This is a genomic window from Clostridium felsineum DSM 794, from assembly GCF_002006355.2.
Lineage (GTDB): Bacteria > Bacillota > Clostridia > Clostridiales > Clostridiaceae > Clostridium_S > Clostridium_S felsineum.
Genome location: NZ_CP096981.1, coordinates 292,793 through 318,526, shown reverse-complemented (window position 1 = coordinate 318,526; position 25,734 = coordinate 292,793). Strand labels below are relative to the sequence as shown.

Genomic DNA, 25,734 nt, shown 5'->3' with positions numbered 1-25,734 from the left:
ATTTTTTCCCTCTTTAAAGAATAGATTTATATATTAGGAGGTGATATAAATGGCCGACACCACATTATTAAGTAAAATATCCTACTGCCTATGCGAATGCTGTGAAAAGAAAAATATATCTAAAATAAGTGAACTTACGGTTACCGTAAACTCTAAATGTGATATCAATTCAATAAATCTAACAGACTATTTAAAAATAAACAATCCAGATTTAATTTTAGATAACGTAAAAATAAATGTTGAAATAGATGATTTACCCGATCAAACTGTTATAATGCGAAGGTTAGAAGGTGAACTAAATGGCAACTAGTCATAATTCTAAACTTTCAATTAATCATTATCCTTCAAAATCAATTATAATTGTATACGATGACATGACTTTAGGCTCTGATAAAAACCTTTGGGGAGGAGAGTTTTTTATTGGCACAAAAAATGATTTTAAAAGAGCAGCTCATTTCCAATATGTAACTCTTCAAGGCTATGATAAAGCTATAAAAGAACCTTTTAGATGTGCTATAAGCTATCTTAACTTTTTTAAATGCAATCCAGATAAATTTATAGATAACATGGGTGTTGTTAAAGCTGGTTTAAATAAAAACCTAAACTGCTATAAATCCTCAAGCTTAGAAGGACTCTTCAACTGTGTTTCAGCCTTACTTAAATTAGTATATAACCAAGGTCGAGAGGGCAAGGCTTCTGAGCTTTTAGAAAATATAGCCGCTAAAAATGTACAAAATTATTATAAATACAAAATAAAGAATGAAAATAATATGTTTATAATAGAACTTAAAAGCATTATAAATGGAGTATTAAGGGACATAAATAGTAATATTGAAAAAAGTATAATTTCAGCTAAATTTCATAATACAATTTCTCATATAACCTTAACTATGTCACTTATATTGTCAAAAATTAATAATGTAAATAATGTAATCCTAAGCGGTCATATATTTGAAAATCAACATTTACTTAAAAGCATCTATGAAGGCCTTAAAAATAGCAATTTTGAGGTTTGTTTTGATTCAAGTTTTTATATAAAAAGTAAAAATGAATTTATAAGAAAGAGCCTGAACTCATAATCTGAGTCAGGTTTCTCCTCTATTTGGTAACAATATATATTTCGTTATCTGGCATTAAACCTAAAAAAACTACATTTTTAATGTCTTTAATGTTCCTTTCTTTTAACTTTTTAAAAACCCAAGCCTTATCCTTATTAACCCTTTTTAAATGATTAACTAATATATTCCCATCCAAAATAATCTCTTCCATCATGCCGGCCTTAGGCTTTTTTATTCCTAAGTCCTCACAGGTTGCCGTTTCCTTCTCAGCCTTCTTTAAAACACTAAGCTTTCCGTCTGGCTCAAGCACAGCAACTTCCACATCTTTAATATAAAAAACATCCTTATTTCTAAGCTGCATTAGTAAATCTCCCATATTATACTTAGCCTTTTTCATGTTTTTATAAATAACCTTACCTTTATCTATAATTAATAGTGGTTCACTATCTATCCATAATCTGAGTTTAATACTCTTTAAGGTTACTATTGATATTATAAGAGTAAGAGTACTCCAGACCACAATAGAAAAACAGCTTTCAAAAACATCTATATGTCTATCTACGGAAGCTGCTGCTGCAATGGAGCCTACTGTTATTCCTACTATATAGTCAAAATATGTAAGCTGTGAAAGCTGTTTTTTACCCATAATTCTTGTAAATAGGAGTAAAACAAAATAAGAAATAACTGATCTATATAATATAATCATGTAATGCTCCATGTGATGCACTTCCTTAGTTCCATATTATATTTCTATTATTTCCTTTTTATATAAATTTAAACTTATAAATCATTTGTAAAGTTAATTTTCTGTTTATTTTTTAACCTAAACATAATATATTCAAAAAAGTTAAGCATTGACATACAAAAATAGATAATTTATACTATACATATTATAAAAATAGTATAATTTAACATATTTTAATTTTTTAGGAGGTTATTATGAAAAATGTATTTAAAAAAGTTACCACGGCTTTATTAGCCTCAGCATTAACTATTACTTTTTCCTTTACAGCCTTTGCCGAAACACCTAAAACTATTACTCCAAGTCGTACCTATGGCTTCACAAGCGATGGTGCAAAGGGAACTCATGAATTTATAACAGGACATGCTATGGCCATACTTGGAAACGACAAAGGAGCAAATTTAGAAAAGCTTATTACAAACTATGAGCCCATAGTAAAACAGTACTGTGATCAACCTGATAAAGATGAAAATCAATGGGCTTTCGCATATCATTTCTACGATCCCTACACAAATAAAAATTATCTTCCTTCTATTCTTCCCGCATCTAAAATAACAGCTCTTACAAAATTTGAAGAGCACGCTTGTAATGCTGTAGCCAGCTACAAAACGGATAGAACTTATTCTATGCAGGAATTAGGACGAGCTTGTCATTTCTTAGAGGATGTAAATGTGCCTTACCATTCTGCAAATATGATAGCTGTACTAACTACTCATTCTCAATATGAGCAATTTGTTCAAGATCATCAAGCTGACTATGCTATAAATACTACAGATAAATATAACAATTATTATTCAGAAGACTTTAATAGTTACTGCAATGATATATTAAATGACTGTGCTAAATACTCTTATTCCTTTAAGGATCAAGTAAAAAGTAGCTCAGATTCTTGGGATTCCGTTGCTAATGTAACTGTTAAATATGCTGAAGGCTATGTTGCTGCTTTCTTCTATAGATTTTTGCATGAGGTTGGAGAATTTTAATAGATTGAAAAATAACACCACTAAACGTATCCTTGTTGCGTTATTTTTCAATTAGCATACTATATGATTATTTTTTTGATGATTATTTTAAAAGCCTATATATGGCTTAATACAACATATACAGGCTTTTTTAGTTTATCTGGTTTTTCATATTCTTTTAGTATACAAACGATATTAAACACAAAAAAGAAGAAACCGTAGTCTCTTCTTTTCTAATTTAATAATTTCTCATATGTATTTTTGTTAATTTTTTAAGATAACGTTACCAATTACCATGAAACATTTGGAAAAAACGATAGTAGATGATTATTAAATACTCCTATAAACCCTAAAAATAGAATACATACCGCTATAACTACTACTAATTTTTTGTGATTTTTAAAGAACATATTACCAAATCCCTTCTTATATGAATTTTTTACTGAAACTTAATATATCTTTAAGCGAATTTATATCTTTTATACTTAGATAAAAGTCTATTAATTTATACATAACCTTTGTACTTATTTTACCTTCCTTGCCTGTTAGGATGAAAAATTCATTCATTACATCCAATATTTTTTCTTTACTATTTTTATCAATATATAAATCAACTAATTCACATAAAATATCAGCTTCTACATAATATCTCATATTCTTTTTAGCATAAGTTAATGCTTGTTCATAATATTCTTCCGCTAATTTTAAATCTTTTAAATTCTTACCTATTTTTCCGATTTGAAAATAAGTCTCAGGTAAATAAACAAAATTTTCATTTAAATGTTTCTTGGTTTCAAAAATTAAATTTAAATTCTCTTTTATCTTCTCATCATTTCCAAGTACCATATAAATCTCTACTACATTTATAAACACCATTATATGCTTTTCATACTTTTTCTCGCCTACATAATCTAGTATTTTATTGTAAACTATTAAGCTTTCATCATACTCTCCAAGCTCTGCTAAACAAGTTGCAATTTGAATGCATACATCATAATACTTGTCCATACCCATCTTTTTCGTTATTGGTTTAATTTCTTTAAAACCCTCTAAAGCTACATCATGCTGTTTTAAATTCATGTAACATGATGATCTATTATATATAAATATACAATAATATTCTTCACTCATATCATCAAAATGATTTATGGCAAAATCGCAACACTTTATATCCTCCTCATACTTCCCCATATAATAATAAATCATGGATAATTTTCTCAGCACGGAAAGCATGTCCTCATTATGAATATCCCCATCCATAATAGCCTTCGCTTTTTCATAATACATTGAGCTATTATAAAAATCTCTTATATTGGAATAGTAATCTCCTGCCATTTCAAAAATAGTTATCTTCTTGTCTTTTATGTCCCATTTTGCTAAAAATTCTTCAATTTCAGATAATTTGCTAAGAAAAGCACCATCCCTATACACAGTTAAATCTTTAAGCTCTCTAATGTATTTATCGAGAACCTTATTTGCCTGTGATCTCTCATCTTCTAATAAATAATCTATGTTTTCCTCAACTTCAGTATTTTTTTTATCACAAATCTTCTTTAAATTTGTAAGCATTATCTTAGCTGAACTTCTAGTGAGATTTGCTTTGTTGTGCTCTATCTGACTTATGAGGTTTCTTGTTATTTGATTTCCTGCTAAATCATCTTGACTTAGATTATATTTTTTTCTTAAGTTCTTAAGTTTGTCTCCGATAGACATTATCTCATAAGTGTCCATATAGATTCTCCTAACTGTAATTAATTGACTATTTAAAGTATATCATACATTTTTTTATATTTCATTATATTCTTCCAAAAAAATTAATTTTTATATTATATCTAATTATTATTTTTATTAAGTAACTTTTACATCAATTTACTTTCAAAATGAATAGAATTATGTTGTTATTTACCATATCTTTGTATCAGTTTTTCTATTCTTGGATTCTAATTCTAAGATTTTTTCCTTTACTTCTTTCCTATCTTCAGGATTTTCAAGCTCTGTATAAAGCTCGATTAATCTAGTAGCTATTTCTTTTGTTAAGTAATAATCTGGTTTCTTTTCACAAGCATTTAAAGCTTTTATATAACATTCCTTTGCCTTATTAAATTCTTTCAGACTTCTATGCAATATTTTCCCCATCTCAAAATATACTTCAGCTACATAAAAATCATTATCATTAAACTTTTTCAGTTTATCGAATATAATTTTCATTACCTTTCTTGCTGAAGCATAATCTTTTAACTTATCATAGACTCCACATACATTAACCATTGCCACTATGTATCTCATTCCATCCTTATCTTGTAACATATCTAATATCTTATAACAGGTTTCCAACGTTTCATCATATCTGTTAAGATAACTTAGGCAATATGTTTTATGTATCAATATATCGCTATACCTCTCTACATCTGTGATTTTAATTATTTTTTCAAGAATATGTATTTTATCTAAGGCCTTCTCATACTTTTCTAGTCTCAAATATCCAAGTACACTATTATAAATAAAAATGCAATAATATTTTTCATCCATATCTTTGAAATTTTCTAATGCATACTCGCTTACAGCTACAGTTTTTTCATACTGCCCTATATATGGATACACTTTTGACAACTTCCTAAGCACCAAAATCATAGCATCCTTATCAGCATCAACTTCCATAAGTGCTCTTGCCTTTTCATAATATAGTGCACTCTTATAAAAATCACTATTACTTAAAAAATAATCTCCTGCTAAATTAAAAACCTCTATCTTTTTATATTTAAGCTGTAAGTCAGCCAAAAACTCTTCTGTCTGAGCTAGTTTACTTAAAAAGTTATCACCCTTATATGTACTTAGCTTTTTAAGCTCATCTATATATTTGTCCACTATCTTAACTGCTTGAGCTTTCTCATCTTCCATTAAGTAATCTATATCTTCACAAACCTCTATATTTCTTTTATTACAGATTTGTTTCAGATTTTGAAGCATTATCCTTGCAGAATTCTCAGTAAGCCTTACCTTGTTATGCTCTATTTGGCTTATGAGATTCCTAGTGATTTCATCTCCTGCCAAAGCCTCTTGCTTTACCTTGTACTTTTTTCTAAGCCTTTTAAGTTTTTCTCCTACAGATACTATCTCATAAGTTTCCATATTCTCCTCCTTGCTTCAAAAAATTTACTTAATATAATTATAACATGCATTTTACCATATAACACCACATTTTTATAATTAAGTTAGAAAGTATGCTTTAAATGACTTTGTAAAAATGGTAAAATATGTGGTATTATTGTATTTGGAATATTTTTACAGAAAGTAGGGTGTTAATTTGAAGCATTCAACTATAAATAGAAAATTAGAATTTGGTAAAAAGCTGTTTTTTGTTTTTTTTCTTTTGATTTCAGTTTTTTTACTTATAATATTTAGACTTATATATATAATGCTAGATAAATCCAATAATTTTAAAGCTTATTCTATAAATCAATGGAAAAATGAAGTGACAATTACCCCAAAAAGAGGACGCATCTTTGACTGCAATGGAGATATTCTCGCTGTTAGCTTAAGTGATTATAAAATAGATGTAGATATGAATACTTTGCTATCCTGTTTAAAGACTAAAAAAATGACACTAAAAAAACTTTCCTCTAAACTGTCTGATGTTTTAGGTACTTCCTCCGATGACATTTATTCTAGTTTGTCTAAAACTTCAAATGGAGTGCCTTTGAGATTTATAACCTTAGCTCGTCATCTTAGTAAAGAAAAAGTGGATGGAGTAAAAGCCTTAAAATTAACTGGTTTCATTTATTCAGATGACTTCCTTCGTGAATATCCAAATAATAATTTTCTCTCTAGTGTTCTTGGCTATGTTGATTCTAACGGCTTTGGAGCTTCTGGAGTAGAACTATCCTACAATAAAATATTAAAGGGTACTCCCGGTCATAAAACCATTGAAACAGATGTTATGAGAAATCAGCTTCCTTATGGAAATTCTGAGTACTCAGCACCTAAAAGCGGACATGATATAGTTCTTACTATTGATAAAAATATACAATTAATTGCTGAAAAGGCTGCTAAAAAAGCCTTATCTGATAACAAAGCTAAATCTGTAACCATTACGGTCATGAACCCAAATAATGGTGAAATTCTAGCTATGGTATCAGAACCTGATTTTGATCCAAATAACCCCAAAGAGGAGGACACCTCAAATTTAAGAAATACCGCAGTTGAAAATGCCTTTGAGCCTGGTTCCATATTTAAGGTAATCACCTCCTATGCTGCTTTAGCTGAAAAAGTAGTCAATGATAATACCGTCTTTACCTGTGATGGAAGCTTAAAGATTAATAAAACCACCATTCACTGCTGGGAGCCTGAAGGACATGGTAAAGAACATTTTGTTGATATTCTTAAGAACTCCTGTAATGTAGGCTTTATGGAATTAGGCACAAATTTACTTGGCAAGGAGAGATTATATAAATATGAAAAGCTGTTTGGTCTTGGCGAAAAAACCGGAGTAGACTTACCTGATGAGGCAACTGGAACAGTTAGACCTCCATCAGAAACTAGCCCTGTAGATCTTGCAATAAACTCTTTTGGACAAGGTATTTCTGTTACTTCTGTAGGCTACTTAGCTGCCTTTAATGCCATAGCAAACGGCGGTAACTGGATAAAACCTCATGTTATGAAGGAAATAGTTCATAATGATGATAAAAACAATAGGATAGTTGATGAAGAGTACTCTGACTATGGAAAAAAGAAAATATTAGATGAAGCTGTAGCAAAGAATTTACGTGATTACCTGATTCATGTAGTTAGCGATCAAGCTGGTGTAGGACATAAGGCATATATACCCTCCTACGATATAGCTGGAAAAACCGGAACCGCTGAAAAGGCAAGCTCAAAGGGTGGGGGCTACGAACCAGGAAAGTATATAGCCTCCTTTGCTGGCATGGCACCTAAGGATAAACCTAAAATAACCCTTTTGGTTTCTGTTGATGAACCTGATGCGGCTACAAATTACTATGCGTCAACTGTTGCTGCCCCTGTAGCAAAAGAACTTTACAGCCAAATCTTTGACTATTTAGCTACTTACGGCATATATAATATAGCAGCTAAGAAGTAATCTTGCTTCTTAGCTGCTTTTCTCTAACTTATATCAACTTTTTGATTTTCATATATATTATATTGAACATCATATAAGCTTTTATATTGTCCACCAATTTTCATAAGTTCTTCATGGGTTCCTTCTTCAACTATTTCACCCTTATCAAGAACAACTATTCTTGTAGCATATTTAGCATTTATAAATCTATGTGTTATAAATAAGCCAATTTTTCTATCAGTTAACTGAAGGAATTTATCAAACATTTCTCTTTCTGACAGTGGATCTAAAGCAGAACTAGGCTCGTCCAATATTATTAGCTCTGCCTTTCTTATAAACGCCCTTGCCAGTGCTATCTTTTGCCATTGCCCTCCAGAAAATTGTGTCCCTTCTTTAAACCACATTCCAAGCTGAGTATCAAATTTCTTAGGCATTTTTTCAATAGCATCATATATGCCTGCATCCAGTGCCACCTTTTTAAGCTTATCGTCTTCATTAATTAATTCTAAATTTCCAAGCCCTATATTGTCCCTAACCGTCATTTCATATCTTAAGAAATCTTGAAATACTGTAGCTATTTTTTCTCTAAGCTTTATAATATTTATGTCCTTTATGGAAATACCATTTATTAAAATATCTCCTGAAGTTATTTCATAAAGACCACATAAAAGCTTTATTAACGTGGTTTTACCTGAACCATTTTTACCAACTAAGGCTATATTTTCACCAGCATTTATTTTTAAATTTATGTTTTTTAGTGTTTCTGTAGTTTGGCTAGGATATTTAAAATAGATATTTTTAAACTCTACAGTTTCTATATTTTCAACAGTTATACCACCATCAGTTATCATATCAAGCTTTGAAGCAGGCACATCTAAAAATTCAAATAGCTGCTCAATAAAAAGGTTATTTTCATACATATCAAAGAAAGTACTAATAAAGGTTTTTACGTTGCTTTGCACTAAAGATACAGCCCTTATAAGTCCTACTGTACTACCCATTAAAATTTTTCCCATGAAAGCAGACCAAATTATAAAAAATAAGGTTATATCTCCTGATACTTGCTCCATAAAATTAGAGAAGAATATCATTCCAGTTCTCTTTTTAGCTACATATTTATCCTGATCATAAAATTCTTTATTTAAATCCTTGTATTTTTTTAAGATGTGGTTTCCAATACCGTACAGTTTTATTTCCTTAAAGGATTGGTCATTAGTTAATAAGTAAGATAAATACCAGGCTCTTCTTTCCTTTGGTGCTCTCTTCCACTGAATCATAAATTCTAATTGTCCAACCTTTAAGGTATATATAGATGATATTACAGGGAAAATTATAAGAACTATTATTATCCACGGTTTCCAGGCAAGAACTACTAACATAGATGATACTAAAGTAACTATAGAACTCATTACTGTTAATATAGAGTTTAAAATCTGATAAGGTCTATAGGATACTTGATTTTTAGCCCTAGAAAGCTTATCGTAGATTTCTGAGTTTTCAAAATCACTTAAACTTAAACTGTTTGCCTTTTCCATAAGTGTTACATTTAGCTTATATATAAGCACCTTTTGATAAACTGTTTGAAAATACACTACAATGCCACCAAAAAAATCTGTTACTAAAGAAATTATAATGAATACAATAAATGCGGTAAGTACCGCAGCAAAATATTTATTCATATGAATTTGTACTTCATTTATAAGATGCTGTGACGCCAATAACGAAAGTGTAGGTGTAAGACCATTTATTAGAGTTAACACTATTATAATTATAAGATTACTTTTACTTACACCCCAAAGAAGGCTTAGAAGCCTTGGCCAATACTTAAAAGACTTAATTATATCTTTTATTGTAATATTTTGTTTAGGCATTTCCACCTTTATCTCCTCCTCTTAGTCTTTAATATGTTTTAATCCCAAATAATCAATCTTTTTCCATATATATTACTATATATACCCAAATTATACAATCAAATTTTTATAAAAATAAAATCTTATAATGCAAATTTATTATAAACTACAAAATGCACTTGCATAAAAACAAGTGCATTTTACAAGTTATATTATCGACCATTTACCGGAAAGTTAATTCTTTTATGTATAAATACTCACATTAAAAACTTCCAGTATAACCTCTCTTTAAAAGTCAGCTTTAAAACCTTTACATTTTTATTATATACCAAAATTCAAGAAAATAAAACATTTTTTTTAATAAAATCATATTTATTTATAATATACCAGGTTAGTACCCTTATGTATTTTATTGTAATTATTAATGTGAATATTTTTTACATTAAACATTCTATATATTTATTTATTTGTTTTTTTTTAAATATTTGACATTCGATAGATATCAAACTATAATAAGGTTAAAGAGGTGATAATTATTAAAATTATAGATAACATAGAGCTTATACATTCTGAAGCTTTAGACTTTTTAGGAAGTCTTTTCAGACTTAACTGTGATAAAGATTTTTTTACTAGCAGTGATGAGAAGAGAGAATTTAATACAGACATATTAGATTGGATATATAAATCAAAGGAAGAGCTTCCAGAGGAAATTAATAAACAAATTAATACCTTTTTTAATAAAGAAACCTTTTACGGGATGTGCCTTGTTACAGAAATTGTAAAAACTAAGCTTTCTGATATAGAAGCCTTTTTAGTACATATAAAAAAACTTGAGGTCAGTAGAATTTTATCAAGCTTCTTAAGCTCAGGCTTTAATTTAGATGGAATGAATATATCAGAAATGAATTCCTTAGTAAAAACTCTTTTGAAGGATGAAAAAAAAGCAATTGATTTTATAAATAATAACATATGCATTGATAGTGATAAAAAGTGGGAGCTACTTCAATTTTTTATTGATCCTTATAAAATGAAAAATGATCTCGTAAATCTTTTAGAGTGGTATTATAAGAACATGTACATAAAAATTCTACCTGAGATAAACAAAAAAGTCTTAAACTATGAAGAAGAATTAATTCACGATATTGAAATAAACACAAAGGAATATATGGAAGCCTTAACTAGAAGAAATTATGATTCAACCTCAGAAATATACGTTTCAGCTTCTTATTTCTATGAATTCGCTTATTTACGTTCCAGTCTTTTTACAGATGCTGAGTACTATTTAATAGGTTATAGATTTAAGGAACTTAACTTAAAGGATTCTGAAGCACTAGCTTCTCTTTTAAAAATATTAAAGGCCATTGGTGACGAAACAAGATTAAACATATTGAAACTACTAAATGAAAAACCCCTTTATGGTAAAGAAATAGCCCAAAACCTAAAGCTCTCTAATTCAACCATATCCTATCATTTAAATTCTTTAATTTATAACAATTTTATAACAGAAAACAAAGTAGATAATAAAATTTATTACAACTTCAATAGTGAGAACATGAAAAAAATAGTATGTGATGCCGTGGATAAAATGCTTAAATAAAGCATTCCTCGGTAATTTTTTTACCATGTTGGTTCGATGTATATCGAATTTGAATTAAGGTTAGATTACTATCGAAAGGTGCAATATACTAAGTGCGGTACTTATATTTATAATTTTTATAACCTCACTAAACTCTAAGCTTAACATATATACTATTTATGCTGTCTCTTTTTTGGTATCCTCCGTAGGTGCTTTTTTCTCACCTTCAATGATATCCTTAATTCCAACTTTTGTAGAAAAAAAAGACTTACCCTTAGCAAACTCTATGAATAGGGTGACAACTTCTCTTTATGGTATAATAGATCCAGCCTTTGCAGGAGTTTTAATAGCTTTACTAGGAGTAAAACCTTTATTTATAATGAACAGTCTTTCCTTTCTCTTTTCTGCCCTATGTGAAAGCTTTATACTTCTGCCCTCAATTATTAATAAAAATACCTTACAAGAAAAGCTTAATTTATTAATAAAAGTAAAAGAAGGCTTTCAATATTGTAAAAAAATCAAAATTGTTTTTTACTTTATGCTTATAGCTGGCTGTATAGACAACTTCTTTTCTGCTCCCTTAGATATATATATTCCAATATATTCTTCAAAAATATTTAATATGGGAAGCTCTGGATATGGACTGCTTATGGCTCTTCCAGCTGTTGGTGCTATACTAGCTTCAATTATATTTCCTTTTATGAATAAAAAAGACAATGTCTACTTAAAACTTACCCTATGGGTATCTCTTGAAGGAATTTTTGTTATAACCTTAGGTTTAAGTAAAAGTCTAATCTTTGCTTTTATATCCCTATTTATGCTAGGCTTTTCCACCTCTATGACTAATATAAATTTAAGTTTAATAATGCAATTAATCGTTCCAAATGAGTTTATGGGTAGAATAAGCAGTATATTTAGTATGCTAGCCTCCTTCACCATACTCCTAGGCTACTTTTTTGGTGGTCTCCTATGCTCTCATATTATGGTTAGTTCTATAGTTTTTTTCTCTGGAATTATTATGACACTAGCTGGTATTTCTACATTTAAATTTACCTATAAGAAAGAATTTAATATTGCAGCTTGAAGAAATTCCATGCTGTAAATCACTTATTTGCTAAATAATATATGATATTATATAATTACAATTATATTTAAAATATCCAATTAGCAATACAATAAACTTATACAAAGGGGAATATTTAATTGAATATAAAATTTAATATAAAAAACTCTTACCAATTTTTAAAATTCGGATTAGTAGGGTTTTCAAACACTGTCATTTCTACACTTGTAACTTATTTAGTTATATTTTTATGTAATCTCTACCTTGCTCCTCATTTGTCAAATATAACAAATGAGTTTAGTAAATTACTTGTTTCTCAAATAGCAAATTTAATTGGTTTTATTGTTGGTGTATTGAATTCATATTACTGGAATAACAAATATGTTTTTACCTTAGAGAAAGATGAAAATAGAAATACCTTAAAAACATTTATTAAAACATTTATTGCTTATGCTTCTACAGGTATATTATTGAATGGAGCTTTACTAATATTATGGGTTAACGTTCTACATATATCACAATATATTGGTCCAATTATTAACTTGATTATTACTATACCCTTAAACTATGTTATAAATAAATATTGGGCATACAAAAAAACTCACTCCATGTAAAAAATAGCTTATTCATATAATCGCGTAAAAATTATATGAATAAGCTATTTCTAATAGTCTCTTTTCTCTAAGTCAAAACTTTTAATCTTGTGAACTCCAACAGCAATCACACTAGCTACTACTACAATAATATAATTAAACCCTCCTAAAAATACTTCTAAGGTTAATCCTAAAATTCCAAAACCATAATCATTGGAGCTTCCTCTATGAACTAATATTATAGATAGGAATATCTTACAATAAATAAAATATGATAAAGCTATAATAACAATATTAATCATATGTTCACTTAAAAACATAATACTTGTTATTATACAAAAAACTGCAAAAACAGTAATAGTTATAGCTACTGTTTTGTAATTACCTGTTAAATAAACATAATTTAAAATTAATGCTATATATAACCTACTTACAATAGCAAAAATTATACTTACTAGTTCACTCTTAATAATTTGCTTCCATAATTTTGATTTTACTTTCATATATAACTTCCCCGTTAAAATTACCTAATTTATTTGAATAATTTTAAACAAATTTATTTTTATACTATTATACCCTAAAATACCCAAATAAAAAAGTATAATTAATGAGTTACACACAATCTACATTTTGTGTAACTCACTAAAATGAGCTCATTTCCCATAAAATAAGGGCTTAGCTCTATTTTTATATCCGAACTGCTATGTTTTCATTTTTTTAATTACACATAATATTTAAATATAGCTTTTTAGTTGAATTTATTTCAAAGCTTATGTTTTATTGAATAAACTGTAAAAAATGTATACAAATTAAAATTAAAGTTTTCTTATATTTATGATTATTAAAAATATTATTAATTTATTTTATATTGAAAATTTTACTTACAATTATTTAAGTATTTACAAGCTCGCTATTATGTTATACAATATAGTCAAGCTAACTTGTATAACATAATAGCGAGGTGATTATATTGAACGATAAATCCCAATTTTTAAAAGGTACTTTAGAAGGCTGCATTTTAAAAATAATTAATGATAACGAAGAAGTTTATGGCTATGAAATTACTGAAAAATTAAAAAATTTTGGACTAACTGATGTAAGTGAAGGAACTATTTATCCACTTCTTTTAAGACTTGAAAAATCAGAACTTTTGAATTCTGTAAAAAAGCAATCTCCCTATGGTCCTAAAAGAAAATACTATACCTTATCCCCTAAAGGAAAAACCGAACTAAAAGATTTTTATGAAAATTGGTTAAACCTTAAGGATAGCATAGATAAAATATTTTCAGATTATGAGGTGTTTAAAAATGAATGAAGTAGATAAGATGATACGAGAAAATTATCAAAACAGTAAAAAATTAAATGAATATAATAATAAAATTTACGGAGACATTGTATGTTATATTCGAGTTAGTTCTCTTCCCTCAACAAAAATAGAAGAAATCATATCTGATCTCCTTGAAATGTTTTTAAGATATGAAAAAGAAGGAAAATCTATTGACGACATTATAGGTTCGGATTATAAAGCTTACTGTGATTCAATTATAGCTGCTGCTCTAGATAACAGATTCCATGTAGAAAACCTAAAAGATGTTTTATATATAGTTATGAATGGTTTATTCATACTTTTAACCATAAACTTTGCATTCGACTACTTACCAAAATTAATAAAATATAAAAAGATAATTAGTTATGATCTAGGAATTTCATTTTTTCTAAATGCTACTTTAATTCTTATTTCATGTTTTGTAATTTTAAAATATATTGGAAAAACTAGCTTCAAAACACCTTCTAAAAAATCTTATGTTTTACTTTTCATTGTACTATATATATTTATATTCGCCCTAGGCTTTTTACAATATAGCCTAAAACGCTATATTGTATTTTCTATAAACCCTTATATAATAATAACCATCCTAATTATCTATTGGCTGTATAAATTAATAACAAAAATTAGAAATAAGGCTGCAATTTAGCCTTATTTTTTTAATATAACGGAGTTTCTTCCTATTTATATATGTTTTTTGTAAAAGTATAAATATTATTTCTATTTCAAATAATATTCTATATAACGCATAAATTCTATTACATTCTGACTCATAAAAAATTCTGTGGTGGAACTTATTTAGCAGGAATATTTTATAATTCACAATGTAAGAATTTTAGTGCGTTATATATAGTAAGATATAATACAAAGTTCAAAATCTAAATAAGGTAGGTAGTTTATAATGTATAAAAAATTAATGGCAGGCTTTTTAATACTAATAAGTACTGTCTCATACGGTTGTAGTCTTAAAACTTCAGTACATAACAATGCAAAAGCCTGTAAATCAAAACCCATAGGACTAGCAGCTAAAACTCTTGTGGATTCTTTAAAAAATGATTATGAAATAAACTTAGAAGGTTCAGTTAATGACTCCAATATTCATATGAAGCTAAAAAGAGATGATAAAGTTTCCTTCCCTGATTATGATAAAAATGCCGACAAATATGGAGACACAATAATTGCAGTGGATCATTCTAAGTATTCTTCAACAGGCATAGAGAAGCTAGCTTCTTTTAGTGGTACTTACTCTTATGATAAAGTAAAACAGGATATAAATATAATTGGAACCTTATATAAAGGTGGGCTTTTTGAACTAATAGAATACGATAAAGACGAAAACATAAACGCATATTTCAAAGGTTTTGCCTACAACAACAAAATATCTGGAGGATGGATTTCTGCAAAATCTTCAAAAATTTATCCCTTTAAGGTCAAGGAATATTCCTTTTCTTTAACCAATGGAAAACCTATTAGACATAACACTTCAATTCAAGGTTACTATAAAAATGTAGTAAATGGTGAAGCTGAAGCCGCAAATCTAGTTATTTTTAATAGAGATCTTAAGGGTTTTCAATTTGCAATAGACTCAAGGCACTCTTCAAACGTAGGTATTAATATAGGAAGCGTTTCCGGAAAAGCCTTATTTACTGATGCTTCAAAGAAAAAGGCTGAGTACATAAGTAATGATAAGCTTTTAAAAATGACTTTTAATATAGAAGGCAGTACTGTAATTGTAACTGCAAATAGTGAAATACAAAATTACGGTGGTATTGGTGTTAACCTCACCGGAAAGTTTACCAAAAGTGAGGATTAAGAAAAAATGGGTGATTTATTCACTCATTTTTTTATTTTTGTCCTATAAAAAAGATTTTATATTTCACTCGATAAATTTCTCTATATGTGGTATTATTTGTTTACGTGAATTATTAAAAGAAAAGAGTTGAAACAAAATATGAATTTAGCTAATATTTTTATGTATATTATACCAATTGCCATATGTATAATACTACCAATCTTTATCATCCTAACGTATTTTCAAATAAAATCTCTTAATAAAGCTGTAGCCTATTTTAATAAAGGTAAAAAGGATGAAGCTTTAGCCATTCTAGCAAAGCTAGTTAAAAGTCCTGTGAAAAACGTTAAGGCAAATGCATATCTTACTCGTGAAAGAATTTATTTCTACTCAAGAGAATTTAAGCTTTCTCTAGAAGATTTATTAATATCTCTAAGATTACGACCTAAAACAATAAATGATATTTATAGTTTTGCTCTTAGTTATCATATTCTTTACGAACCTGAACGCGCTTTAAAGTATTTTTTAAGAGCTGTTGAACTTCAACCAAATTCTAATTTAACTTATGAAAATTTAGGTTGGTTTTACTACTTAACTAATGATTATAATAAAGCTATTGAAACCTTTAATAAATCTTTAGAACTAGGTAGTACAAACTCTGTTTATAGGAGCCTAGGAATTACATACGCAAAACTCGGAAACTACGAAAAAGCTGAGGAATATCTTAATAAGGCTTTAGATGCAGAGCCAGAAAAACCTTCAACTTATATATATCTTTCCTATTTAAGAAGGAAAACTGGAGATATTAAAAAGGCTAAAGAATTTGCTACTAAAGCAATAGACCTTAACAAAAATAACTTTGATGGCTATAAAAATCTTGCCGAGGTAAATCTAGCAGAAGATGATTACGAAGGCTTTTACAAAAATCTAAATATATTCTTAGGAAAGATAAACTTTATAACTAACGGTGAAAACTTTGATGATGAAGTCTATGAAAAAGTAAAAGATAAAGATGAATATAAAGCTATTATGGCTAAAACTAAAACCATTAAGTTTAAAGACCTTGATATTGAAATTGACGATAAGCATATTTTAAATGGTAAATTTTTAGTATAATTGCAGCCTGTACCTTATTTTTATTAAGGTACAGGCTGTATTTTTTTATTTTAACTAAAAGCTTTATAGGTTATAATATTTATATAAAATCTCAATCTTTATGCAAAAGGATGATAACAATGAACAGAGTTGAACCTATAAGATCCGAAAAAAAAATAAGAGATTTAAAAAATTACCTTTTAGGTGCAGGAAACATAAGAAACTATGCTCTTGTAGCTTTCGGCTTAAATACTGCACTTAGAATTTCAGATATTTTAAATTTAACCTGGAAGGATGTATTTGACTTTTATGAGGACAGTTTTAAGTCTCATGTTTATATAGTTGAAAAAAAGACAGGAAAAGAGAAAAAATTTCTTCTAAATAATAATGCTAAGCTTGCTCTAAAAAAGTTAAAGAATGAATCAAAAGCTGTACTTGGCTCCGATTTTGTATTTAAAAGCCGTGAAGGCCACAATAAACCAATTACAAGATTTATGGCAATTAAAATAATAAAAAATTCTTGTACTAGTGTTGGTATAAAAGAAAGAATAGGTTGTCATAGTTTAAGAAAAACCTTTGGCTATCACTCCTGGAAAAAGGGCGTTCCTATACCTATTTTAATGGAGCTTTTTAATCACTCAAACCAAAGTATAACCAAATTATATCTAGGCATATCTCAGGATGATATTGATGATGTGTACAGACTTGTAGAACTCTAAATACTAGGAGGAATAACAAATGAAGAGAAAAGTAATATTTTTAGATGTAGATGGTACCCTCGTAAACGATAATGGAATTGTACCAAAATCAGCTTCACTTGCTATAAAAAATGCAAGAAAAAATGGACACTATGTGTTTTTATGTACAGGCCGTTCTAAAGCAGAATTATTTGATCACATTATGGATATAGGTTTTGACGGAATTATAGCTGCTGCCGGTGGATATATTGAATTTGAAAATAAAGTACTTATGCATAAAAAAGTTATGCCTGAGGATGTTAAGCATTTGGTTAAATATTTCGATGATAATAATATTGACTTTTATTTAGAATCAAACGGTGGACTATTTGCAAGTAAGAATTGTAAAAAGCATTTAAATAGTATTATTTTTAACTCTCCAGATTTAGATGATAGAACAAAAAAAGAGTTAGAGGAAGGCATGCTTCCCTTTATAAATACTTTAATTGAAGGCGAAAACCTAATACGTGATGATATAAATAAAATATCCTTTTTAAATTCCTCTATATCTATTGAGGTTATAAAAGAGGAATTTAAAGATAAGTTCAATGTAATACACTGCACTGTTCCAGCCTTTGGAGAAAATAGCGGTGAGTTATCAATTCCAGGTATTCACAAAGCCCTAGCTATTGAAAATTTACTAAACCATATCAATATAGATAAAGAAGATACCCTGGCTTATGGCGATGGTTCTAATGATATTGAAATGTTAAAGTTTGTACAAGTCGGTGTGGCTATGGGCAATGCTAATGAGAATTTAAAAAATGTTGCAGATGACATTACAGATACTCATGATAATAATGGAATCTATAACAGCTTTAAAAAATATAATTTAATAAACTAAGGGTACACTTTTTTAAACTCCTGAATAATAGAACTATAGGGAAGCTATTTTATTTTTAGTTTCCCTATGTATATTTTCTGGAGGTGATGTTATGAACTCTTCTGATATAGTAAGTCTTATAGGCAACGTTGGCTTTCCCATAGCCGTATCTATTTATCTTTTAGTTAGAATAGAAGGCAAAATTGAAGCCCTCACCACTTCTATAAATAGTCTCACAAATACCATAAACAGTTCAAGCATAAAAAAATAAATATAAAGGGAGGTTTTTTATGAATTATTTATCTGATGAAAACCTAAAGCTTTTAGTTCTTAAATCTCGCTGTGGCGATTCTCTAGCCTTAAATAAAGTCATAGATTATTTTGATCCCTTTATAAAAAATTTTGCTAAAAAAATATACATTAAGAACTTTGACAAAAATGATTTATATGCCGAATGTAAACTTACAGTTTTGTTGTCCATAAAAAAATGCGATATAAAAAAATATAACTTTACTGCCTATACCATGAATTCTATAAAAAACAACCTTTATTGTAAAGTAAGAACTCAGGTAAAATTTCAATCAGAACTTAGCCTAAACTGCAAAGTTTCAGACGAAAGTTGCACCTTCCAAGATATGCTCATAGATACTACTAACTCATTTAAATCCTTTACTTTAGAAAATGCTTTAAGTTATTTAAGCAAGGATGAAAAAGATATCATTGATCACATTTACTTTTTAGGTTACTCTTCTATAGAATATTCACAGAAATCTGGTGTTAATTATCGGACATGCCTCAGACGAAAAAACCGAGCCTTAACTAAACTAAAAAATCAGCTCAATTAGAGTAGCTTTAGATTATAACCCTATATATAGTTTTAATATTTAGCATTAAGGTTATGGTTGAGGGTTGATGCATAGGGTTATAATATCAATTCCCATCTTTCCTCAACCACCTTACCTGTTGTCCAATCTGTATTTATACTAGTTTCCTTTATTTGAAATCCAAAAGTTTTCTTATAAGCATCTTACCAATTCCATTTCTACGAAAACTTGGATCTACCAAAAACCATCTAAGTTGAGCCGAAAAACTTTCTTCACCCTTAACTAAAGCTATAGCACCTGCTATTTTCCCATCACATTCTGCAATCCATATGTTTTCTTTATTTTCATCATGAACTTTTTCAAATTTTCTTATATATTTTTCAACATAGTCACCAAATATGCTAGAAAAACCATACTCTTCACTGTAAATATCTTTATGCTTTTTTATTATATAATTCAAATCTTCTGAAGTATAATCTCTAATAATCACATTTTTTTCTTCTATCTTTAGTAAACTCTCTATAGTTTTCATGGATTTCATTAATTTTTCTTTTTCAATAAAACTCAAATCTTGTATTAATTTAAAAATTTGCAGATTAGATTTTTTCTGAAGCTCTTCTAAAACTTCTTTTCCATTTGGAGTCAGCTTTAAAATTGTAAATCTTTTATCCTCAAAACTCTTTTCTTTTTTTATTAAATTTTTATTTTCGAAGTTTTTTAAAATCCTACTTATGTATCCCTTGTCAATATATAATTCCCTTATTAGATTGTTAGCCGTACATTCTCTTCTTTCACTTATTTCAATAAGTACTCTTGCTTCTGTCAATGAATACTCAGTATTTAATATACCCTGATTCAAGAGTCCAAGAATATTTGTATAGAATCTATTAAATTCTCTTATCTTTAATACCTCACTATATTGCTTTTCCACCGTATACTACTTCCCTTCTCTGAAACTACTTGATTTAGTCAACTATTGTAAATATGCGTATACATCAAACCTTTATATTAGTATGTAACCCTAATATTACACATTAGGGTTGCATATTCATACTATAGATGCTAATAAAATCTTTTAAATAATTTTAAGTTACATGTACACTTTTTCTTACTACAGAATAATAGATAGATGAAACTTGATTATTAATAAATGAAAGGATGATGTTTTATGGCTGCAACCTCAAGTATATACAAAAGACAACTTTCTTTAAGCTACGCTTCACAAAATGCAAAGGGCAAACAAGTAACAAAAAGTATTAATTTAAAAAATATTAATACTGCTGCAACTTTAGATGATCTTTATTCTATTGCTAATGAAATCTCAAAACTTCTATCTGTATCTGTAACTGCTATCAATACTGTAGATAATTCTAAGTTAAATGCTTAAATAAAAGGAGTGATAAAACATGGCAAAAACACTTAAATTAAAATTTTCAAACGAAGCTGGTAAAAATGTTAGTGTAAATATACCTAATATAAGTGACAGTGTAACATCAGATCAAGTAAAAACCTTAAGCTCAGATATAATCTCTAAAGGTATATTTACTTCAACCGGTGGTACCTTAAAAAAAGTTGTATCTGCTAATTTATTAGAAACTTCTACTACAGATTTACTTCAATAGAAAAAACAAAGTGCATCTTTTAGATGCACTTTGTTTTGTTTTAAACCTAATACTTAATATATATATATAATTATAGGGCTAAAATATAGTATTAATATTATAACAAATATTTTAGTCTTATTCTAACATTAAGGTTATAAATTAGTTTTAGATATAATATATAACCCTGATATTATGTATCAACACTTAACCCTATAATGTAAAAATGAAATTTGCAACTTTTTATATCATATAACATATTCTAATATAAGGCATTTATTATATATTTATAATTGTACAAGCTTTTAACAAAATACCTAGAGGAGTGTATTATTTATGGATCTTAATATCTGTATAATTAGTAAACTTAAAAGCACAAAACTTTTTGTTTTATATCAACAAAATATAAATTTAAATACTAAAGATTTAAAAATCGCTGCTTGGCAGCAAGCATATATCGCACCTGGATCTCATTTCTATACAAAGCTGCCTTCAAATTTTGAAATTCAAGGAAAAATTGAAGAAAATAAAATCATATACAAAACAAAGCTTCTGCCTGTAAATTTCGATGAAAGCTTTGAATTTTATATGAATGAAAATGCATTTGACATACAGTCCTCATTTTTAGAAACTCCAAAAAATAATACTATTGATCTGTACAATTCAACAGATTTTAAAGTATGGTCTTTAATATCAAAAAATTCACGTCCGCTTTTTGCTGCTAAACTTCGTCCTAATAGTAAGCTAAATTTTATAGTTCTTCCTTCACTTTATATTTCTTTACTTGATCTTCCTCTAAATAAAACCTTCTTTAATGTTTCTTCACTATTTCCTATTACTAAAATAGATTTTAAAAATCAAAAAAACGTAAATATAATTTTAAATGAAAATAATTCAAATGGTCGCATTGAAATATCCTACAATTTTGATTAATTATTTAGAGTAAAATAAACTTAGAAAGTTCTAATACCTTTTGACTTTTAAAATATACTAACTTCTAACTTATTAATTAGTGCTGTTTTAAAAGTCAAAAGGTAAGAACTTTATTGCAAACTTAGTTTTAATATTTATAATACAAGAGGTTAATATTTAACCCCAATTAATAATATTAATATATAATATTGATATAAAGTACCAATATATAATATTATAACAATAATTTATCTGTAACAAATTTTATTAAGATGCATATTATGATAAAGGGACAAGCATTAGCAAGCCATTAATGTTGTGACCTAAAACAAAAGAAAAGCGAGGAGATATACTTGGCTACTGATCTTAATATTAGGGTGATAAGTAATCTTAAAACTACAGAGTTTTTTATGCTTTACCAACAAGATATAAATTTAAACGTTAAAAACTTCAAAGTTGGTGCTTGGGAAAATAGCCATATAGCACCAGGTGCTCAATTTTATACTACACTTCCTTTAAGCATTGAAGCACAGGGCCGAAAAGACGACGATAACACCGTTTATAAAACAAAATTAATACAAACTGATTATAATAATAGTTATGAAATTTATGATAATGCCGAAGGTCTTGATATAAAATCTTCTAGCCTAACAGCACCTACAGATAATACTATGAATATTTACAATTCAACCAATTCTCAAGTTCAAGGTGTTGTTCTAAAGGATTCAAAACCTCTTTTTTCAGCTATTATAAGACCTGATAATAAATTAAACTTTTCTATAAACCCATCTATTTATGTTGCTATATCTGACTTTTTTATAGAACAAGAATTCTTTGATGCAGCTACCCTGTCACCTCTCACTAGAATAAATTATGAAGGACAAAGTTATTTAACTATAATTTTAGGTGAAAATGTAGGCACAGGTAAGTTTACTGTAGATTATAATTTTGATCTATTTGATTTAGCTTAAAGCTAAGATTAGTTTAAATTATCAGCCTCCTATGATAGTCTTTGAGTATGGCAGAACTGTTTTGCAAGTTTATTGCCATACTCTTTCTAAATATATTCATAATACAAAAATTAAACAAACAGGTACATTAGGGTTATATATTAATACTATATACTTATATTATAAATTAATATATAACCCTAATATTTATATTAAATATAATCCTAACCCTTTGTATTATATCTATAATATAGAAGACCTCAACACAATCTTGTTTCAATTATTTGACACTTCAGTATACTAAAATAAAACTCAAAACTACATATTTTTTCACCAATGGATTTTACTCAATACCTTTAAGTGAACATAATTTACCTTGTTGACTTAGTTATAAGATTTATTTAAACAGCATCATTAAATTAACTAGGAGGTTTACTACAAAGCTATTCTAAAAATCACATAAGCCTCGTATAAAAGTGTCTACTACAGCGCCTTTAGAAATTTTATGGGGTACACCATTAGTGTACCCCATAAACGTTTTTATCCTAAAATCAAAGTAAACCCTTAAACTTAGGATTTATATATATCCGTATTACTCTTGTATAAACCCACCTAAAAACCTGATCTCAGCCCTTAAATGTATTCTATTATTCATTATAACTTACTCAAAATGCACTTTACCCACTTAAAAGCCCCTGTATTGATTTTTAATTAATATTTGTACTCCTAATACTAAAAGCATTAAAAGACCTGCATATGGGCCTAATAGGTAGCTTAAAAAGCGAATTATATATATTCTATTATTCAAAATAAAAAACAATATGTATTTTATTTTTCTTAAATCATCTTAAGTCATTAACTTTTTCAGCATTCATTTAGTAACATTTAAATAGACTTTACTTTGATTTTTTTTTACAAAATTTCTTTTTAAATCCCTATATAGTGACATTTTTTCTTACGGTAAAACAAAATAAGATTAAAACATTCATTTAGTAACAGTTGAACATTCATTTAGTAATATTTAAAATTTTTAAACACACTTGATGCACTTATATCCTTAATCTTCGTCGTCTTCCCAACCTAAAAGACCTCTTTCAATCTTTTCAAAATCATATTTTCTTTGACCATAATTATTAAAATTATCAACTACCACATTAGCTTTTGGTTCTTTGAAATCCTTTACTAGAGTTCTTATGTATCCAACTATATTTTTTACATTCTTGTTTAGAGCATATGTATAACAATTTCGTATAACATTGAGATCTCCGCCACTTTCTTTTAAAATACCTTCAGCTTCTTTTTTAGTTATTTCATGATTTTTAAATATTTCCTGAACTTCTTTTGCTTTATCATTTTCTTTTGCGCTAGTACATGCTACTTCATTCTTCACCTTAACTGTATTAGTGTCTTTTATTAGAAACTTGATACCTGTAACTTTTTTTCCTGTTTTAATAGGCGTAAAATCAAAGGATATGTCGCTTCCATTGATTTCTTTTTGTGCTTGAACTAAAACCTTATTTTTAAATACAGCATAATTTTTATAACTTGGTGGACAATTTAATTTGTATTGCAAATCATCAATATTGTCAATTCTCCAACCTGTATCCGAAAAGGATTTAAGCATATAGTAAATCCTTTTAGAATATATACTCCTAAAATTTAAAGTGTATTGAAGCTCATAATAAATTCTTTTTTTCATTTCAAGAAGTGCTGCCTTTAAAGTTTCTCCTATTTCAAAATAGATAGATCCATCCTTGTCATTGTAATTAAGCATACTAAACCAAGTAAAATAAAATTCTTTTCCTAACGCTTTATCTTTTATTATAAATTTATTGTGTTTTGTAAATAAATCCTTGGTAGCCTTTTTTATATCTCTATACACATTAGTTGAACCTGACACAAATAAATTCTTATATTTTTCTATATCTATTTTATAAACATGTTTCCCATCGTCCTTTATTGTATTTAATATCATGTCTATAATATCATTTTCCTTTGAAGTTAAATTATATCTAGCTTCAATGAGCTTTTCAGGACGCATAGCTACTAATTTTTTTTTCATCGTATTACCACCTTCTAAGCTAAATAAGCATATTAATATTATAACTATAACTGTTACTATATACAAGTAACAGTAACAATTCATTTAGTAATAGTTCCACATTCATTTGGTAACAGTTCCGCATTCATTTAGTAATAGTTGAAAAGTTATTAACATTCATTTAGTAATAATAGCACATTCATTTGGTAACATTTAAAAGCTCGTACCCATTGAAATCACTAGCTTAACATCAACCCTACTATCTTTACTATATTGTTGTATATACTATTATTACAACAATACTGTAGTTGTTGTAATTTAAAGCATTCATTTAGTAATAGTTAAAATTAAAACTCCATATAGCTAATCTATACGGAGTTTTAGTCTTTTAATCTATTCAAAATCTATATTATTTACACAAAAATCACACATTTTATTTATGAGTTCATTTCTGCTGTAACCTGTTTTTTTGCATATTTGATCTAATTCTTTAACCAAATTTTCGTTCATGTAAAGATTAAAAGTCTTTTTTATGGATTTCTCATCTTTTTTCTTAGATATTTTAAATTTACCCTCTTTAGCTACTGTAACTTCAGGTAAATCCTCTTTTAAATCCTCTTTACTTTCAGAAACCTCTGTTTTGATATTATTTTTTATGCTTTCTTTAAAATTATTTTTCATTTTATATACCACCTTCGTCCTTAATACTAAAGC

The 25,734-nt window shown here is 27.9% G+C and carries 27 protein-coding genes; 19 read left to right on the top strand and 8 right to left on the bottom strand.

Annotated features, from left to right (window positions below; translation table 11 throughout):
- Positions 1-49: 49 nt before the first annotated feature.
- Together CLFE_RS24065 and CLFE_RS24060 are read left to right on the top strand one after the other, a co-directional pair.
- On the top strand, positions 50-310 hold the full coding sequence (locus CLFE_RS24065) for a hypothetical protein (RefSeq protein WP_077835150.1): 261 nt from the start codon (positions 50-52) through the stop codon (positions 308-310).
- Positions 300-1,079 carry a Kae1-like domain-containing protein gene (locus tag CLFE_RS24060; RefSeq protein ID WP_077835149.1) on the top strand — a complete coding sequence of 260 codons (780 nt, stop codon included), beginning with the start codon at positions 300-302 and terminating at the stop codon, positions 1,077-1,079. Before CLFE_RS24065 ends, CLFE_RS24060 begins: the two co-directional genes overlap by 11 nt.
- Before the next feature lie 19 nt (positions 1,080-1,098).
- On the opposite strand, the gene CLFE_RS24055 is transcribed toward CLFE_RS24060, so the two are convergent.
- A complete protein-coding gene (locus tag CLFE_RS24055) occupies positions 1,099-1,776 on the bottom strand; it encodes a DUF421 domain-containing protein (RefSeq protein ID WP_077835148.1) in 678 nt (225 codons plus the stop codon).
- 221 nt (positions 1,777-1,997) lie between these two features.
- On the opposite strand from CLFE_RS24055, the gene CLFE_RS24050 reads away from it, so the two are divergent.
- A complete protein-coding gene (locus CLFE_RS24050; RefSeq protein WP_077893210.1) occupies positions 1,998-2,783 on the top strand; it encodes a phospholipase C in 786 nt (261 codons plus the stop codon).
- Positions 2,784-3,188: 405 nt separating this feature from the next.
- On the opposite strand, the gene CLFE_RS24045 is transcribed toward CLFE_RS24050, so the two are convergent.
- A complete protein-coding gene (locus tag CLFE_RS24045; RefSeq protein WP_077893211.1) occupies positions 3,189-4,493 on the bottom strand; it encodes a helix-turn-helix domain-containing protein in 1,305 nt (434 codons plus the stop codon).
- A 171-nt stretch (positions 4,494-4,664) separates the two neighbouring features.
- A complete protein-coding gene (locus tag CLFE_RS24040; RefSeq protein ID WP_077893212.1) occupies positions 4,665-5,891 on the bottom strand; it encodes a helix-turn-helix domain-containing protein in 1,227 nt (408 codons plus the stop codon).
- A 175-nt stretch (positions 5,892-6,066) separates the two neighbouring features.
- Here CLFE_RS24040 and CLFE_RS24035 point away from each other — a divergent pair, with 175 nt between their 5' ends.
- Positions 6,067-7,857, top strand: a complete 1,791-nt coding sequence (locus tag CLFE_RS24035) for a penicillin-binding transpeptidase domain-containing protein (RefSeq protein ID WP_077893213.1) — start codon at positions 6,067-6,069, stop codon at positions 7,855-7,857.
- A 23-nt stretch (positions 7,858-7,880) separates the two neighbouring features.
- Here the strand turns inward: CLFE_RS24035 and CLFE_RS24530 are convergent, their stop codons facing one another.
- Positions 7,881-8,630, bottom strand: coding sequence for an ABC transporter ATP-binding protein (locus tag CLFE_RS24530; protein WP_432706073.1), 750 nt, complete (start codon positions 8,628-8,630; stop codon positions 7,881-7,883).
- A 1,582-nt stretch (positions 8,631-10,212) separates the two neighbouring features.
- On the opposite strand from CLFE_RS24530, the gene CLFE_RS24025 reads away from it, so the two are divergent.
- The 3 genes from CLFE_RS24025 (at position 10,213) to CLFE_RS24015 (ending at position 12,939) form a co-directional block, all read left to right on the top strand.
- The gene (locus CLFE_RS24025) at positions 10,213-11,283 is read left to right on the top strand and encodes an ArsR/SmtB family transcription factor (protein ID WP_077893215.1); all 1,071 of its coding nucleotides are present in this window, start codon (positions 10,213-10,215) and stop codon (positions 11,281-11,283) included.
- Between the two features lie 64 nt (positions 11,284-11,347).
- The gene (locus CLFE_RS24020) at positions 11,348-12,346 is read left to right on the top strand and encodes an MFS transporter (protein WP_077893216.1); all 999 of its coding nucleotides are present in this window, start codon (positions 11,348-11,350) and stop codon (positions 12,344-12,346) included.
- Between the two features lie 119 nt (positions 12,347-12,465).
- A complete protein-coding gene (locus CLFE_RS24015; protein ID WP_077893217.1) occupies positions 12,466-12,939 on the top strand; it encodes a GtrA family protein in 474 nt (157 codons plus the stop codon).
- A 50-nt stretch (positions 12,940-12,989) separates the two neighbouring features.
- On the opposite strand, the gene CLFE_RS24010 is transcribed toward CLFE_RS24015, so the two are convergent.
- A complete protein-coding gene (locus CLFE_RS24010; RefSeq protein WP_077893218.1) occupies positions 12,990-13,421 on the bottom strand; it encodes a hypothetical protein in 432 nt (143 codons plus the stop codon).
- Positions 13,422-13,888: 467 nt separating this feature from the next.
- On the opposite strand from CLFE_RS24010, the gene CLFE_RS24005 reads away from it, so the two are divergent.
- The 8 genes from CLFE_RS24005 (at position 13,889) to CLFE_RS23970 (ending at position 19,537) form a co-directional block, all read left to right on the top strand.
- Positions 13,889-14,233, top strand: coding sequence for a PadR family transcriptional regulator (locus CLFE_RS24005; protein WP_077834803.1), 345 nt, complete (start codon positions 13,889-13,891; stop codon positions 14,231-14,233).
- The gene (locus CLFE_RS24000) at positions 14,226-14,894 is read left to right on the top strand and encodes a hypothetical protein (protein WP_077893219.1); all 669 of its coding nucleotides are present in this window, start codon (positions 14,226-14,228) and stop codon (positions 14,892-14,894) included. The genes CLFE_RS24005 and CLFE_RS24000 overlap by 8 nt, the downstream gene beginning before the upstream one ends.
- A gap of 252 nt (positions 14,895-15,146) precedes the next feature.
- Positions 15,147-16,058: a hypothetical protein gene (locus tag CLFE_RS23995; protein WP_077893220.1), complete on the top strand. Its 912-nt coding sequence runs from the start codon at positions 15,147-15,149 to the stop codon at positions 16,056-16,058.
- A gap of 138 nt (positions 16,059-16,196) precedes the next feature.
- Positions 16,197-17,153, top strand: coding sequence for a tetratricopeptide repeat protein (locus CLFE_RS23990; protein ID WP_077893221.1), 957 nt, complete (start codon positions 16,197-16,199; stop codon positions 17,151-17,153).
- Positions 17,154-17,272: 119 nt separating this feature from the next.
- The gene (locus CLFE_RS23985; protein WP_077851516.1) at positions 17,273-17,851 is read left to right on the top strand and encodes a site-specific integrase; all 579 of its coding nucleotides are present in this window, start codon (positions 17,273-17,275) and stop codon (positions 17,849-17,851) included.
- A gap of 19 nt (positions 17,852-17,870) precedes the next feature.
- Positions 17,871-18,713, top strand: a complete 843-nt coding sequence (locus CLFE_RS23980) for an HAD family hydrolase (RefSeq protein WP_077893222.1) — start codon at positions 17,871-17,873, stop codon at positions 18,711-18,713.
- A 91-nt stretch (positions 18,714-18,804) separates the two neighbouring features.
- Positions 18,805-18,963: a YvrJ family protein gene (locus CLFE_RS23975; RefSeq protein ID WP_077851517.1), complete on the top strand. Its 159-nt coding sequence runs from the start codon at positions 18,805-18,807 to the stop codon at positions 18,961-18,963.
- Positions 18,964-18,982: 19 nt separating this feature from the next.
- Entirely contained in the window at positions 18,983-19,537 is a 555-nt protein-coding gene (locus CLFE_RS23970) for a sigma-70 family RNA polymerase sigma factor (protein WP_077893223.1), read from the top strand.
- A 148-nt stretch (positions 19,538-19,685) separates the two neighbouring features.
- Here the strand turns inward: CLFE_RS23970 and CLFE_RS23965 are convergent, their stop codons facing one another.
- A complete protein-coding gene (locus CLFE_RS23965; protein ID WP_077893224.1) occupies positions 19,686-20,447 on the bottom strand; it encodes a bifunctional helix-turn-helix transcriptional regulator/GNAT family N-acetyltransferase in 762 nt (253 codons plus the stop codon).
- A gap of 237 nt (positions 20,448-20,684) precedes the next feature.
- Between CLFE_RS23965 and CLFE_RS23960 the strand changes: the two genes are divergently transcribed.
- The 4 genes from CLFE_RS23960 to CLFE_RS23945 all read left to right on the top strand — a co-directional run bounded on the left by CLFE_RS23960 (position 20,685) and on the right by CLFE_RS23945 (position 23,000).
- Positions 20,685-20,903: a DUF1659 domain-containing protein gene (locus CLFE_RS23960; RefSeq protein ID WP_077834794.1), complete on the top strand. Its 219-nt coding sequence runs from the start codon at positions 20,685-20,687 to the stop codon at positions 20,901-20,903.
- Between the two features lie 19 nt (positions 20,904-20,922).
- Positions 20,923-21,138: a DUF2922 domain-containing protein gene (locus CLFE_RS23955; RefSeq protein WP_077893226.1), complete on the top strand. Its 216-nt coding sequence runs from the start codon at positions 20,923-20,925 to the stop codon at positions 21,136-21,138.
- 315 nt (positions 21,139-21,453) lie between these two features.
- Positions 21,454-22,050: a hypothetical protein gene (locus CLFE_RS23950; protein WP_077892988.1), complete on the top strand. Its 597-nt coding sequence runs from the start codon at positions 21,454-21,456 to the stop codon at positions 22,048-22,050.
- A gap of 332 nt (positions 22,051-22,382) precedes the next feature.
- Positions 22,383-23,000: a hypothetical protein gene (locus CLFE_RS23945; RefSeq protein ID WP_077834791.1), complete on the top strand. Its 618-nt coding sequence runs from the start codon at positions 22,383-22,385 to the stop codon at positions 22,998-23,000.
- 1,036 nt (positions 23,001-24,036) lie between these two features.
- Here the strand turns inward: CLFE_RS23945 and CLFE_RS23940 are convergent.
- Both CLFE_RS23940 and CLFE_RS23935 read right to left on the bottom strand, forming a co-directional pair.
- The gene (locus tag CLFE_RS23940; RefSeq protein WP_077834790.1) at positions 24,037-25,041 is read right to left on the bottom strand and encodes a replication initiation protein; all 1,005 of its coding nucleotides are present in this window, start codon (positions 25,039-25,041) and stop codon (positions 24,037-24,039) included.
- A 372-nt stretch (positions 25,042-25,413) separates the two neighbouring features.
- The gene (locus CLFE_RS23935; RefSeq protein WP_242951586.1) at positions 25,414-25,701 is read right to left on the bottom strand and encodes a RepB family protein; all 288 of its coding nucleotides are present in this window, start codon (positions 25,699-25,701) and stop codon (positions 25,414-25,416) included.
- Positions 25,702-25,734 lie beyond the last annotated feature (33 nt).

Bases quoted from the DNA above. Each gene is read 5' to 3' on its own strand.
- CLFE_RS24050 (WP_077893210.1), top strand. From the start codon at position 1,998: ATGAAAAATGTATTTAAAAAAGTTACCACGGCTTTATTAGCCTCAGCA.
- CLFE_RS24045 (WP_077893211.1), bottom strand. From the start codon at position 4,493: ATGGACACTTATGAGATAATGTCTATCGGAGACAAACTTAAGAACTTA.
- CLFE_RS23980 (WP_077893222.1), top strand. From the start codon at position 17,871: ATGAAGAGAAAAGTAATATTTTTAGATGTAGATGGTACCCTCGTAAAC.
- CLFE_RS24055 (WP_077835148.1), bottom strand. From the start codon at position 1,776: ATGGAGCATTACATGATTATATTATATAGATCAGTTATTTCTTATTTT.
- CLFE_RS23995 (WP_077893220.1), top strand. From the start codon at position 15,147: ATGTATAAAAAATTAATGGCAGGCTTTTTAATACTAATAAGTACTGTC.
- CLFE_RS23960 (WP_077834794.1), top strand. From the start codon at position 20,685: ATGGCTGCAACCTCAAGTATATACAAAAGACAACTTTCTTTAAGCTAC.
- CLFE_RS23950 (WP_077892988.1), top strand. From the start codon at position 21,454: ATGGATCTTAATATCTGTATAATTAGTAAACTTAAAAGCACAAAACTT.
- CLFE_RS23975 (WP_077851517.1), top strand. From the start codon at position 18,805: ATGAACTCTTCTGATATAGTAAGTCTTATAGGCAACGTTGGCTTTCCC.
- CLFE_RS23935 (WP_242951586.1), bottom strand. From the start codon at position 25,701: ATGAAAAATAATTTTAAAGAAAGCATAAAAAATAATATCAAAACAGAG.
- CLFE_RS23970 (WP_077893223.1), top strand. From the start codon at position 18,983: ATGAATTATTTATCTGATGAAAACCTAAAGCTTTTAGTTCTTAAATCT.
- CLFE_RS23940 (WP_077834790.1), bottom strand. From the start codon at position 25,041: ATGAAAAAAAAATTAGTAGCTATGCGTCCTGAAAAGCTCATTGAAGCT.
- CLFE_RS24040 (WP_077893212.1), bottom strand. From the start codon at position 5,891: ATGGAAACTTATGAGATAGTATCTGTAGGAGAAAAACTTAAAAGGCTT.
- CLFE_RS23955 (WP_077893226.1), top strand. From the start codon at position 20,923: ATGGCAAAAACACTTAAATTAAAATTTTCAAACGAAGCTGGTAAAAAT.
- CLFE_RS23990 (WP_077893221.1), top strand. From the start codon at position 16,197: ATGAATTTAGCTAATATTTTTATGTATATTATACCAATTGCCATATGT.
- CLFE_RS24010 (WP_077893218.1), bottom strand. From the start codon at position 13,421: ATGAAAGTAAAATCAAAATTATGGAAGCAAATTATTAAGAGTGAACTA.
- CLFE_RS24060 (WP_077835149.1), top strand. From the start codon at position 300: ATGGCAACTAGTCATAATTCTAAACTTTCAATTAATCATTATCCTTCA.
- CLFE_RS23985 (WP_077851516.1), top strand. From the start codon at position 17,273: ATGAACAGAGTTGAACCTATAAGATCCGAAAAAAAAATAAGAGATTTA.
- CLFE_RS24000 (WP_077893219.1), top strand. From the start codon at position 14,226: ATGAATGAAGTAGATAAGATGATACGAGAAAATTATCAAAACAGTAAA.
- CLFE_RS24065 (WP_077835150.1), top strand. From the start codon at position 50: ATGGCCGACACCACATTATTAAGTAAAATATCCTACTGCCTATGCGAA.